General features: G+C 73.4%; 10 protein-coding genes. 9 read left to right on the top strand and 1 reads right to left on the bottom strand.

What is annotated here, in order from left to right; translation table 11 throughout:
• The coding region (locus UW392_RS46690) for a dolichyl-phosphate-mannose--protein mannosyltransferase (protein WP_320781434.1) at window positions 1-1736 on the bottom strand (1736 nt) is incomplete at its 3' end.
• 108 nt (window positions 1737-1844) lie between these two features.
• On the opposite strand from UW392_RS46690, the gene rsmI reads away from it, so the two are divergent.
• From rsmI to UW392_RS46645, 9 genes are all read left to right on the top strand, one after another.
• Window positions 1845-2723 (top strand): 16S rRNA (cytidine(1402)-2'-O)-methyltransferase, encoded by an 879-nt coding sequence (rsmI, locus tag UW392_RS46685; RefSeq protein ID WP_320781433.1) that lies wholly within the window; start codon window positions 1845-1847, stop codon window positions 2721-2723.
• 296 nt (window positions 2724-3019) lie between these two features.
• Window positions 3020-3502, top strand: a complete 483-nt coding sequence (locus UW392_RS46680) for a hypothetical protein (RefSeq protein WP_320781432.1) — start codon at window positions 3020-3022, stop codon at window positions 3500-3502.
• 45 nt (window positions 3503-3547) lie between these two features.
• Entirely contained in the window at window positions 3548-4438 is an 891-nt protein-coding gene (locus UW392_RS46675; protein ID WP_320781431.1) for a TatD family hydrolase, read from the top strand.
• Window positions 4439-4648: 210 nt separating this feature from the next.
• On the top strand, window positions 4649-6142 hold the full coding sequence (locus tag UW392_RS46670) for a ubiquitin-like domain-containing protein (RefSeq protein ID WP_320781430.1): 1494 nt from the start codon (window positions 4649-4651) through the stop codon (window positions 6140-6142).
• A 186-nt stretch (window positions 6143-6328) separates the two neighbouring features.
• The gene (gene rsmA, locus UW392_RS46665) at window positions 6329-7222 is read left to right on the top strand and encodes a 16S rRNA (adenine(1518)-N(6)/adenine(1519)-N(6))-dimethyltransferase RsmA (RefSeq protein WP_320781429.1); all 894 of its coding nucleotides are present in this window, start codon (window positions 6329-6331) and stop codon (window positions 7220-7222) included.
• Window positions 7219-8136 carry a 4-(cytidine 5'-diphospho)-2-C-methyl-D-erythritol kinase gene (locus UW392_RS46660; protein WP_320781428.1) on the top strand — a complete coding sequence of 306 codons (918 nt, stop codon included), beginning with the start codon at window positions 7219-7221 and terminating at the stop codon, window positions 8134-8136. Before rsmA ends, UW392_RS46660 begins: the two co-directional genes overlap by 4 nt.
• A gap of 58 nt (window positions 8137-8194) precedes the next feature.
• Entirely contained in the window at window positions 8195-10012 is a 1818-nt protein-coding gene (locus UW392_RS46655; RefSeq protein ID WP_320781427.1) for an ABC-F family ATP-binding cassette domain-containing protein, read from the top strand.
• Window positions 10013-10201: 189 nt separating this feature from the next.
• The gene (locus UW392_RS46650) at window positions 10202-11980 is read left to right on the top strand and encodes a PQQ-binding-like beta-propeller repeat protein (RefSeq protein WP_320781426.1); all 1779 of its coding nucleotides are present in this window, start codon (window positions 10202-10204) and stop codon (window positions 11978-11980) included.
• Between the two features lie 395 nt (window positions 11981-12375).
• The coding region (locus tag UW392_RS46645; RefSeq protein WP_320781425.1) for a helix-turn-helix transcriptional regulator at window positions 12376-13017 on the top strand (642 nt) is incomplete at its 3' end.

The raw sequence follows: 13017 nt of genomic DNA, 5'->3' as shown, positions 1-13017 counted from the left end.
TCCAGCCACATCCGCCCCCGCCAGTCGTCTATCGGGATCGGGGTGCCGGTGTACAGCGGCCAGAAGTAGATGAAGTTCCAGGCGATCAGCAGGACCAGCACCCCCGCCCCCACGGCCCCCACGACGCGGCGGCGTTCCGGGGAGCCGGGGGGGCCGATGATCGCGCCGAGCATCATGGTCAGGGCCAGGCAGAGGAAGGGGAGGAAGACGACCGCGTAGAAGAAGAAGATCGTGCGCTCCTGGTACATGAACCAGGGCAGCCAGCCGGCAGCGATGCCGCAGACGATCGCGCCGGCCCGCCAGTCGCGGCGGAAGAGCCAGCGCCAGAGGACGTAGAGCAGGGCGAAGCCGGCGGCCCACCACAGCAGGGGAGTGCCGATGGCCAGGACCTCGCGGGCGCACTTGTCGGCCGTGTCCGTGGGGCAGCCGTCCTTGCCGGGCAGGGGGGACTCGTAGAAGTACGAGACCGGGCGGCCGGTGACGATCCAGCTCCACGGGTTGGACTCGTAGGTGTGCGGGGAGGACAGGCCCTTGTGGAAGTCGTAGACCTCGGTCTCGTAGTGCCACAGGCTGCGCCACCAGTCCGGGAACAGCCAGCTCCAGGAGCTGTCCTTGCCGTCCGTCGCCGCCCAGTCGCGGAAGTAGCCGCCGGTGCCGTCGTCGGGCGAAAGGATCCAGCCGGTCCACGAGACCAGGTACGTCGCGAGGGCCACGGGGACGGTCGAGAGGAAGGCCCAGCCCAGGTCGTGCCGGATGACCGCGCGGTACGGGCGCCGGGCGCCGGCGACCTTGCGGGCGCCCACGTCCCACAGCACGGTCAGCACGCCGAAGAAGGCCAGGAAGACCAGACCGTTCCACTTGGTGGCGAAGGCCAGGCCCAGGCAGAGGCCCGCCAGCCAGCGCCACGGGCGCAGGCCGAGGGTGAGGGTGTCGGCCACCTGCGCGTTCGGGCGTACGACACCGTCCTCGTCCGCCGGCAGCGCGGCCGCGAGGCGGGCCCGTGCCTTGTCGCGGTCGATGACGAGGCAGCCGAAGGCGGCCAGTACGAAGAACATCAGCACCTGGTCGAGCAGCGCCGTGCGGCTCATCACGAAGTGCAGGCCGTCCACCGCCATCAGGGTGCCCGCCAGGCAGCCGAGGAAGGTGGAGCGGAACAGGCGGCGGCCGATCCGGCAGAGCATCAGCACGGACAGGGTGCCGAGCACCGCCGTCATGAAGCGCCAGCCGAACGGCGTGAAGCCGAACAGCCACTCGCCGAGCCCGATGACGTACTTGCCGACCGGCGGATGGACCACGTAGGCGGCGTCGGTCGGGATCGGGACGTTGCCGTTGTTCTGCAGGATCAGGTCGTTGGCGTCCTTGGCCCAGTTGACCTCGAACCCGCGGTGGACGATCGCCCACGCGTCCTTGGCGTAGTACGTCTCGTCGAATATCACCGCCTTCGGACTGCCCAGGTCCCAGAACCTCAGGAGACCGGCGAAGAGCGTCACGAGCAGCGGGCCGCCCCACGCGGACCAGCGCGTGAGGCGCGCGGCGGCGTCCCCGCCCACCCCGAGCACGGCCCACAGGCGCGGGCCCGGCCGGCTGTACGGGGGCACCAGCCGGTCGCGGACATCGCTTCTCGGCTGCCCGGTGTATCCGAACCGGCGCAGCCGCTGCTGCCACGACGGCCGCTGGTCGTCGGTCGTCTGCCCCTGCCCTGCCGGGGTGTCCGTGGAGGACGCGGTACTCGTCACCGCGCCATCGTAGGGAACGTGTCTGTGCCAGTCCCGTGCCCGGGCCAGGAACGGGCACCGTGACGTCCGCCCCGGGCGGCCGGGGGAGGTCCTGCGAGACTGGTCGTCGTGACAGGAACCCTTGTGTTGGCAGGCACCCCCATCGGCGACGTCGCGGACGCACCGCCCCGGCTGGCCACGGAGCTGGCCTCGGCGGACGTGGTCGCCGCGGAGGACACCCGGCGGCTGCGGCGGCTCACGCAGGCGCTCGGCGTGCAGCCGGCCGGCCGGGTCGTCTCGTACTTCGAGGGCAACGAGGCCGCTCGTACGCCCGAGCTCGTCGAGGCGCTGGCGGGCGGCTCGCGGGTGCTGCTGGTCACGGACGCGGGCATGCCGAGCGTGTCCGATCCCGGCTACCGGCTGGTCGCCGCCGCCGTGGAGCGGGACATCCGGGTGACCGCCGTGCCGGGCCCCTCCGCCGTGCTCACCGCGCTGGCGCTGTCCGGGCTGCCCGTGGACCGGTTCTGCTTCGAGGGGTTCCTGCCGCGGAAGGCGGGGGAGCGGCTGGGGCGGCTGCGGGAGGTCGCCGACGAGCGGCGCACGCTCGTGTACTTCGAGGCCCCGCACCGGCTCGACGACACCCTCGCCGCGATGGCGGAGGTGTTCGGGGCGGAGCGGCGGGCCGCCGTCTGCCGCGAGCTGACCAAGACGTACGAGGAGGTCAAACGGGCGCCCCTGGGCGAGCTGGCCGCGTGGGCCGCCGAAGGGGTACGGGGAGAGATCACCGTCGTGGTCGAGGGCGCCCCGGATAAGGGTGCCGAGGAGCTGGACGCGGACGAGCTGGTGCGCCGGGTGCGGGTGCGCGAGGAGGCGGGGGAGCGGCGCAAGGAGGCGATCGCCGCGGTGGCCGCGGCGGCGGGTCTGCCCAAGCGCGAGGTCTTCGACGCCGTGGTCGCGGCGAAGAACGCGTCGAACGCCACAGGGTCGACGGACGCGGGGCGCGGCTGAACGTACCCGGGCGGCCGTCCCGCCCCGTCGGCGCCCGCTTCGGCGCGCGGCCCGTCCCGGCGCCCCATGCGCGGGCAAAGGGGCGACGGCCCAAGGCAAAGCGCGCCCCTCGGACCAGGGGCTTCGCCACAAGCCCAGGCCAAATCCGCTCCAACAGTTGACAGGTCCGGTGCGCGCGCGCCGACGGAGGAGTCCACTGGTCGAGGGGACGTACCCGTTCCCGCCCCAGGGGGATCCGGGCACATCCCGGCCGATCCCCCTGCCGGGGTGTTGTCCAGCAACAACCAGGAGCCGGCATGACAGAGGTCTCAGGGCAGATCGGCAACCGAGGTGCGGCCACCGCCGTCGTCCACGAGTCGTACTCCTTCGCCTGCATGCGCTGCGGGCACGGCTGGGAGCAGTCCTACGAGATAGAGCACCACCGCGACACCGAGGGCCGGGAGTTCGTGCTGTACGTGGCGGACGGCATCGTTGTCCCGTCGCCGCTGACCCGGCCCGCCTGCGTGAAGTGCGACGGCCACCTGGTGCGGATCATGCGGCCGGGGCAGGTGTCCTCGGCCTCGGCGCGGAACTGCCTCCTGCCGGGGCAGACCCGCCGGGCACCCCGGTCCGGGACGCCGGCGGACGAGATGCCGGCGGACGAGGCGTCGGCGGACGGGACGCCGTCGGCCGCGGCGGGCGGGACGCCCCCGGCCCCGGCCCCGGCGGACGGGACGTCCCGCGGGCAGCACTGGCACCTGTCCGACCTCCTCCACCCCTTCCAGCGCAGGACCGGCTGACTTCCGGGCACGGACCAGGGCATGCCCCTTTCGTAGGATCGGGGCATGCCCTCCAGCACTTCTGACACCTCTGACAAGAACGCCGCGCCCCCGCTCCCCGCCCCGCTGCGGGTGCCCGTCGCCGACTCGCACACCCACCTCGACATGCAGTCCGGCACGGTGGAGGAGGCCCTCGCCAAGGCCGCCTCGGTGGGCGTGACCACGGTCGTGCAGGTGGGCTGTGACCTGAACGGCTCGCGCTGGGCGGCCGAGACGGCGGCGGCGTACGACAGCGTCCACGCGGCCGTCGCGCTGCACCCGAACGAGGCGCCGCGCATCGTGCACGGCGACCCCGACGGCTGGAGCCGACAGGGCGCCCGGCAGCCCGGCGGGGACGCGGCGCTCGACGAGGCGCTCGCGGAGATCGACCGGCTGGCCGCGCTGCCCCAGGTGAAGGCCGTCGGCGAGACGGGCCTGGACTACTTCCGCACCGGGCCCGAGGGGAAGGACGCGCAGGAGCGTTCCTTCCGCGCCCACATAGAGATCGCCAAGCGACAGGGCAAGACACTGGTCATCCACGACCGCGAGGCCCACGACGACGTGCTGCGGATCCTGAAGGAGGAGGGCGCGCCCGAGCGGACCGTCTTCCACTGCTACTCCGGCGACGCCGCGATGGCCGAGGTGTGCGCCCGCGCCGGCTACTTCATGTCCTTCGCCGGCAACATGACCTTCAAGAACGCCCAGCCGCTGCGCGACGCCCTGGCCGTGGCGCCGCTGGAACTGGTCCTCGTCGAGACCGACGCGCCGTTCCTCACCCCGGCGCCGTACCGCGGACGGCCCAACGCCCCGTATCTCGTTCCGGTCACGGTGCGCGCCATGGCGGCGGTGCGGGGCATCGACGAGGACGCGCTGGCGACGGCGATCGCCGCGAACACCGCGCGGGCCTTCGCGTACTGACACCCCGCTCCTCCACGTACTGACACCCCGCGCCTTCGCGTACCGGCACCTCCCGCCGCCCGGCCGCCGCACTCCGCCGTCCGAGTGATCGGCGGTGCGGTGCCGTCTCGTGTAGTAGCTGTGTGTAGTCGTGTGGCTTTGGAGAGTGACACGGGCTCCGCTAGGTTCTGGTCGCCCCGATCCGGCCGGCCCCCTCAGGAGCGTCTCGTCTTGAGCAACGCGCACCCCTCGCAGTACTCGCCCTACGAGACGTACGGACCGGGCCAGGCATATCCGGCGAGCCCGGCCCCGTACCCCGACCCGCGACAGCGGCCCCGCCACGGTGGCACCGACCCGTACCGCGCGCACCCGCCCGTGCACGCCGCCGTGCACGCCGCCGGGCACACCTCCCTGGACCCTTCGGAGGACCTCGCGTACGACGCGCTCCCGTACACGGCGTACGCCCGCGACACCTACCGGCCCGCCTACGAGGACCGGGACGCCCTGCCCATGGACGACCCGCCGGAGGACGGGCCCGCGGACGACGAACCCGAGGTCGCCCTCCCGCGGCAGGCCGACGGGGGCCGGGCCGGGGCCCGGCGGGCCGCGCGCCGCAGACGCACCCCCGAACGGCCCGCCCCGTTGCGCCGGCTGGTGCCGCAGGCCCTCGTCGTGGCGTTCCTGGCGGGCGGCACCACCGCGTTCGTCGCCCAGGACAAGGCGATCGAACTGAGCGTCGACGGCCGGCCGCGGACCCTGCACACCTTCGCGGACGACGTGACCGAACTGCTCGCCCGGGAGGGCGTCGCCGTGGGCGCCCACGACGTGGTGGCCCCCGCCCCCGGTGTCCCCCTGGCCACGGGGGACGAGGTCGCCGTGGAGTACGGGCGGCCCGTGCGGCTGACCCTGGACGGGCAGCGGCGCCGGCTGTGGACGACGGCACGCACGGTCGAGGGGGCGCTCGAGGAGCTCGGGGTGCGTTCGGAGGGCGCGTACGTGTCCGCCGAACGCACCCGGCGGATCGGCCGGGCGGGGCTGGCACTGGACGTCCGGACCGAGCGCACCGTCACCGTCATGGCGGACGGCCGGGCCCGCCGGATCCGCACGAACGCGGCGACCGTCGGCGAGGCCGTGGACCAGGCCGGGATCACCCTGGAGGGGCAGGACACCACATCGGTGCCGCGGGAGAGCTTCCCGCGGGACGGGCAGACGATCACCGTGCTCCGGATCAGGGGTACGAAGGAGTTCCGTGAGGAGCCGATCCCGTTCGACGTGGAGCGGCGGGACGACCCCGCCCTGTTCCAGGGCACCGAGGTCGTCGAGCAGGCCGGGGAACAGGGTGTGCGCCGGGTCGCGTACGCCCTGCGCACCGTCAACGGCGTCAAGCAGAAGCCCCGTCGGCTGTACGCCGAGATGATCCGGGCGCCCCGCACCCAGGTGGTCAAGGTGGGCACCAAGCCCATGCCCGCCTCCGTGCAGGGCACCGACCACCTGGACTGGGACGGCCTCGCGCACTGCGAGTCCGGCGGCCGGCCCGACGCGGTGGACTCCTCGGGGACGTACGGCGGCCTCTACCAGTTCGACCGGCGGACCTGGCAGAGCATCGGCGGCCAGGGCCGCCCGCAGGACGCGCCGGTCGCGGAGCAGACCTATCGCGCGAAGAAGCTGTACGTGCAACGCGGCGCCAGCCCCTGGCCGCACTGCGGGAGCGAGCTGCACGAGTGAGACGGCCGAGCGGCGCGGAGCCCGGTGCCCGGCCGGGGAGACGGACGGCCGGCGCGGCTCCCGGCGTCCGGCCGGGAAGACGGACGGCCGGCGCGGACCCGTCCCCCGCCCGGGAGACGGACGGCCGGCGCACGCCCCGTCACCCGCCCGGGCCGGGGCCCGCTCCCGGCCCCGTACCCTTGGGGCGTGAGCAGCCCCATCCCGGACGCCCTGCTGGGCCCCGCCGACATCCGTGAACTGGCCGCGGCCCTCGGCGTGCGTCCCACCAAGCAGCGCGGCCAGAACTTCGTGATCGACGCCAACACCGTGCGGCGCATCGTGCGGACCGCCGACGTGCGGCCCGACGACGTGGTGGTCGAGGTGGGCCCCGGTCTCGGTTCGCTGACGCTCGCCCTGCTGGAGGCCGCCGACCGGGTCACCGCCGTCGAGATCGACGACGTGCTGGCCGCCGCGCTGCCCGCCACGATCGCCGCCCGCATGCCCGAGCGGGCGGAGCGGTTCGCGCTGGTGCACTCCGACGCGATGCAGGTGCGCGAGCTGCCCGGCCCCGCGCCGACCGCGCTGGTCGCCAACCTGCCGTACAACGTCGCCGTGCCCGTCCTGCTGCACATGCTCGACACCTTCCCGAGCATCGAGCGCACGCTCGTCATGGTGCAGGCGGAGGTCGCCGACCGGCTGGCCGCCGGGCCGGGGTCGCGGGTGTACGGGGTGCCGTCCGTGAAGGCCGGCTGGTACGCCGAGGTCAAGCGGGCCGGGTCCATCGGGCGCAACGTCTTCTGGCCCGCGCCGAACGTGGACAGCGGCCTCGTCTCGCTGGTCCGCCGCGCCGAGCCCGTCGCGACCACCGCCTCCAGGCGGGAGGTCTTCGCCGTCGTCGACGCGGCCTTCGCCCAGCGCCGCAAGACCCTGCGGGCCGCCCTCGCCGGATGGGCCGGTTCGGCCGCCGCGGCCGAGGCCGCCCTCGTCGCCGCCGGGGTCTCGCCGCAGGCGCGGGGGGAGTCCCTCACGGTCGAGGAGTTCGCCCGCATCGCCGAGCACAAGTCCGCCGCCCACGTGCCCGAGGAGCCGGTCCAGCAGTGAGCGTCACCGTCCGCGTCCCCGCCAAGGTCAACGTCCAGCTCGCGGTGGGCGGCGCCCGCCCCGACGGCTTCCACGACCTCGCCAACGTCTTCCTCGCCGTCGGCCTGTACGACGAGGTCACCGCCACCCCCGCCGACGAGCTGCGCGTCACGTGCGCCGGGCCGGGCGCCGGCCAGGTCCCCCTGGACCGGACGAACCTCGCGGCCCGCGCCGCCCTCGCCCTCGCCGAGCGCCACGGCCTGGACGTCGATGCCGACGCCGCCGTGCACCTGCACATCGACAAGGACATCCCCGTCGCCGGCGGCATGGCGGGCGGCAGCGCCGACGCGGCGGGCGCGCTGCTCGCCTGCGACGCGCTGTGGGGCACCCGCGCCTCCCGCGACGAGCTCCTCGAAATCTGCGCCGAGCTCGGCAGCGACGTGCCGTTCAGCCTGGTCGGCGGCGCGGCCCTCGGCACGGGCCGGGGCGAGCGGCTGCGCCCGCTGGACGTGGGCGGCACCTTCCACTGGGTGTTCGCGGTCGCGGACGGCGGCCTGTCGACCCCGGCCGTCTACCGGGAGTTCGACCGGCTGGGCGAAGGCATCGTGATCCCGGAGCCGGCCGCCTCCGAGGACCTGCTCGCCGCCCTCGCCAAGGGTGACACCGACGCCCTCGCGGCCACCCTCGCCAACGACCTCCAGCCCGCCGCGCTCTCGCTCTTCCCCTCGCTCACGGACACCCTCGCGGCGGGCCGGGCGGCCGGTGCCCTGGCCGGGCTGGTCTCGGGCTCCGGGCCCACCACGGCGTTCCTCGCGCGCGACGCGGAGTCCGCGCAGGCCGTCGCCGCCGCGCTGCTCGCCTCCGGCACCTGCCGGGCCACCCGCGTCGCGGACTCGCCGGCGCCCGGGGCCACCGTGATCCGCCGCACTGGCTGACGGGCCCGGAACACGCCGTACCCTGGGAGGCTGATCCGCCCCCGCGTGCAGGAGAGTAATGGCCGTCAATCTGGTCAATGTCGAGAACGTCAGCAAGGTGTACGGCACCCGGGCCCTGCTCGACGGGATCTCGCTCGGCGTCTCCGAGGGCGACCGCATCGGCGTGGTCGGACGCAACGGCGACGGCAAGACCACGCTGATCCGCGTCCTCGCCAAGCTGGAGGAGGCCGACACCGGCCGGGTCACCCACAACGGCGGGCTGCGCCTCGGCGTCCTCACCCAGCACGACTCGCTCGACCCGGCGGCCACCGTCCGGCACGAGGTCATCGGCGACCTGGCCGACCACGAGTGGGCGGGGAACGCGCGCATCCGCGACGTCCTGACCGGCCTCTTCGGCGGGCTCGACCTGCCCGGCTTCCCGCAGGGCCTGGACACCGTGATCGGCCCGCTCTCCGGTGGCGAGCGGCGCCGCATCGCGCTCGCCAAGCTGCTCATCGAGGAGCAGGAGGTGCTCGTCCTCGACGAGCCCACCAACCACCTCGACGTGGAGGGCATCGCCTGGCTCGCCGCGCACCTGCGCGACCGCCGCTCGGCCCTCGTCTGCGTCACCCACGACCGCTGGTTCCTGGACCAGGTCTGCACCCGCATGTGGGACGTGCAGCGCGGCGCCGTCCACGAGTACGAGGGCGGCTACTCCGACTACGTCTTCGCCCGCGCCGAGCGGGAGCGCATCGCCGCCACCGAGGAGGCCAAGCGGCAGAACCTGGTCCGCAAGGAGCTGGCCTGGCTGCGGCGCGGCGCCCCCGCCCGCACCTCCAAGCCGCGCTTCCGCGTCGAGGCCGCCAACGAGCTGATCGCGGACGTGCCGCCGCCGCGCGACAGCAGCGAGCTGATGAAGTTCGCCTCCTCCCGGCTCGGCAAGACCGTGTTCGACCTGGAGGACGTGACGATCCAGGCCGGGCCCAAGGTGCTGCTCAAGCACCTCACCTGGCAGCTCGGCCCCGGTGACCGCATCGGCCTCGTCGGCGTGAACGGCGCGGGCAAGACCTCCCTGCTGCGGGCGCTCGCCGACGCCGCGTACAGCGAGGGCGAGGAGCAGCCCGCGGCCGGACGCGTCCGCGTGGGCAGGACGGTGAAGCTCGCCTACCTCTCCCAGGAGGTCGCCGAACTCGACCCCAAGTGGCGGGTGCTGGAGGCCGTACAGGCGGTCCGCGACCGGGTCGACCTCGGCAAGGGGCGCGAGATGACCGCGGGCCAGCTCTGCGAGACCTTCGGCTTCGGCAAGGAGAAGCAGTGGACGCCGGTCGGCGACCTCTCCGGTGGTGAGCGCCGGCGCCTCCAGCTGCTCCGCCTCCTCATGGACGAGCCGAACGTCCTCTTCCTCGACGAGCCCACCAACGACCTCGACATCGAGACGCTGACCCAGCTGGAGGACCTCCTCGACGGCTGGCCCGGCTCGATGGTGGTCATCTCCCACGACCGTTTCTTCGTCGAGCGGACCACGGACCGGGTGCACGCGCTGCTCGGCGACGGCACCCTGCGGATGCTGCCGCGCGGGATCGACGAGTACCTGGAGCGGCGTCGGCGCATGGAGGAGACGGCCGCCGCCGCGGCGCCGAAGGCCGCTGTGAAGCCGGCCGACAACGCCGCGCCGGAGAGGAACGCGGCCGACCAGCGTGCCGCGAAGAAGGAACTGCAGAAGATCGAGCGGCAGTTGGACAAGATCTCCGAGAAGGAGAAGTCGCTGCACGCGCGCATCGCCGAGCACGCGACCGACTTCGCGAAGGTCGCGGAACTGGACGCGGAGCTGCGGGAGTTGGCCGGGCAGCGGGAGGAACTGGAGCTGCGCTGGCTGGAACTCGCCGAGGACGCGTGAGACGCCCCGCATAACGAGGGCGTCACGGGCCGGTCCTCCCCAGGGAACAGGGGAGCGACCGGCCCCCTGCGTACGGGCTTCCGAGTGATAGAAAGGGCCGACTGGGACAGAAGGCTCGCAGCAGTCCGTGACGCGGCACCACGCACGACCGCGGGTGGCTCGAAAGCAGCGAACAGGGGGAACGCGCTGATGACTCAGCCGCCCGACCAGCCGCCGCAGGGTGGCTTCGGTACACCGCAGGGACCGGGACCGACACCTCCGCCCCCGCCGAACCAGCCGCCGCAGGCTCCTCCGCCCGCCCAGGGCCCGGGTTACGGCTATCCGCAGGCACCGCCCCCGCCGCCGTACGGCTACCCGGGCGGACAGCCGTCTCCTCCGTACGGACAGCCGCAGCACGGACAACAGCCGTACGGACAGCCGCAGTACGGGCACCCCCCGTACGGGCATCCCCCGTACGGCTACCAGCCGCCGGCCGGGCCCCCGCACCCCCAGATGCCCCCCGGCCAGGGCGGCGGGAAGAAGCCCAGGACCTGGCTGGTCGTCGTCGCGGCGGTCGCCGTCGGCGCGCTGGTCGCCGGCGGAGGCGTCTGGTACGCGCAGTCCGCGGGCAAGGACGACGACAAGAAGAACACCGCGAGCACCGGCGGCACCGGTGGCGAGGACGGCGGCGAGGACACCGGCGGCGCGTCCGGGACCGCCGGGGAGGCCCAGGAGAGGGTCCCGTCCGACACCGCCGCCGACGTCCTGTTCCAGGTGCCCATGCCGAAGATCGAGGGCGACCGGAGCGTCAACGTCGAGGGCTCCTGGCTCACGGACCGGGTGTACGCCAAGAGCGGCATCGCCCAGGTCGTCGGGTACGACCTCGACAAGGGCACGAAGCGGTGGACGGTGAAGCTGCCCGGCCCGGTGTGCGCCACCGGCCGCCACCTCACGGAGGACAACAGGACGGCGATCCTCCACCAGCCCGCCATGCCGACCGAGGAGACGCGGTCGCACGGCTGCTCCGAGGTCTCGGTCGTCGATCTCGACGCGGGCGAGAAGACCTGGACGAAGTCGATCGGCAAGGGCGACTTCAAGACCACCTTCAGCAACGTCACCCTGAGCGGCGGCACGGTCGCGGTGGGCGGCACCAGCAGCGGCGCCGCGTTCGACGTCTCCACCGGTGAGCTCCTGTGGGACTCGAAGAGGGACGACACCTGCTACGACGCCGGGTACGAGGGCGGTCCGGCACTCGTCGTGGTCCGCAAGTGCGGCGACTACGGGAACCGGCAGCTGCACATCCGGACCCTGGACCCGAAGTCGGGGAAGATGCTCTCCGAGTACCGGATGACGACGGGCATCGAGTACGCGAGCATCGTGTCCACCGAGCCGCTCGTGGTGGCCGCCGACGTCGGGGACAACGCCGGCGACGGCAGCGGCATCTCGGACTTCTTCTTCATCGACGGGAAGACGGGCGAGCTGCGCACGAAGATCACGGCGCCGGGCGACGAGTACGCCGCCAGGTGCGACGGGATCACGCAGATCGGGGAGTGCTCACGGCTGGCGGTCGGCAACGGCAAGCTGTACATAGCCACCGAGGACCACGAGGGCGAGGCGGCGTACACCCGGACCAACGAGATCGTCGCCATCGACCTGGCCACGGGGGAGCGCACCGGCGAGGAGGCGGTGGCGGGTGACGAGTACTCCTTCGCCCCGCTGCGCATGGACGGCCCCGACCTCATCGCGTACAAGATCCCGGCGTACGGCGAGGGGGCGCGGGTCGTGAGCATCGACGGCGCCACGTTCGAGGAGACCGAACTCCTCAGGGCGCCCGCCGAGGAGACGGCCCGCAGGGCGGTGTCGCGACTCGGGCCGGAGAGCGCGGAGATCCTGTACCGCGACGGCCGCCTGTTCCTGGCCCAGCACTTCGCCGACGAGCCCTACGACGACGAGGAGGAGGACCTCGCCATCGCCTTCGGCACCGGCTGAACCCCCTCGCGCCACCACTGCACGGTATGCACGGAAGAAAGCGGTCGGCGATCGGTCCACGCAGGTCGAACCTTGGCCGATTGTGGGCGTGATCGGGACGCAAGGAGGCAGAGTGCCTACGTGCGCCGGATGAGCCCTAAGGTCGGGTGTCCCGTCGGCCGCCGACCCCCGTCATGACGTGGGGATGAGCCGCTGCGCGTATACCACCTAAGAGGGGGATAGCGGTAATAGTGGGCACTTCTCACCAGTAGGGGGAGCGCAACGTCGAACAAGCGTGTAGCTTCCGGGGGCATGAAGGGCGCATGAAGGGGCGGGCGGAGCCGGGGGGCTCCTTTCCGAGGGGACCGGTGGGTGGCCTTGGCGGGCAACCATGGGGAGGACTGGGGGGTGGCTCGATGGGAGTGCGGCTCATGGTGGTCGACGACCACCGACTGCTCGCGGAGGCGCTGGCCTCGGCGCTGAAGCTGCGCGGGCACCGGGTGCTCGCGGCGGCGGCGCCCGCGGCGGGTGCGGCGGAGCTGGTCATCACACGGGCTCCCGAGGTGTGCCTGCTCGGCACGGCGACCCCCGCGGAACCGGGCATCTTCGACCCGGTGGTGAAGATCAAGCGGGAGCGCCCCCAGGTGGCGGTCCTCGTCCTGGGCCCCGTGCCCAGCCCCCGCGGCATCGCCGCCGCGTTCGCCGCGGGTGCCTCGGGATACGTACGGCACGACGAGCGCATCGAGGGCGTCGAACGGGCCATCATGAAGGCCCGGGCGGGCGAGGCGGCGGTGGCCCCGGCCCTCCTCCAGGGCGCCTTCAGCGAACTCCTGAACCCCGCCACCCAGCCCGACGACGAGGGCCAGCGCCTGCTCCAGATGCTGACCCCGCGCGAGGTCGAGGTCCTGGTCCGCGTCGCCGACGGCGAGGACACCCGCCTGATCGCAGCCGGCATGGGCATAGCCCCGTCCACGGCCCGCACCCACGTCCAGCGCGTGCTGATGAAGCTCGGAGTGGGGTCCCGCCTGGAGGCGGCGGCCCTGGCTGCGCGTACGGGG

The sequence above is a fragment of the Streptomyces sp. CRN 30 genome (assembly GCF_034105845.1).
Note: the sequence above shows the minus strand (reverse complement) of the source record. Positions and strands in the feature narration are given on the sequence as shown.

Bases quoted from the DNA above. Each gene is read 5' to 3' on its own strand.
- UW392_RS46655 (WP_320781427.1), top strand. From the start codon at position 8,195: ATGGCCGTCAATCTGGTCAATGTCGAGAACGTCAGCAAGGTGTACGGC.
- UW392_RS46650 (WP_320781426.1), top strand. From the start codon at position 10,202: ATGACTCAGCCGCCCGACCAGCCGCCGCAGGGTGGCTTCGGTACACCG.
- UW392_RS46680 (WP_320781432.1), top strand. From the start codon at position 3,020: ATGACAGAGGTCTCAGGGCAGATCGGCAACCGAGGTGCGGCCACCGCC.
- UW392_RS46675 (WP_320781431.1), top strand. From the start codon at position 3,548: ATGCCCTCCAGCACTTCTGACACCTCTGACAAGAACGCCGCGCCCCCG.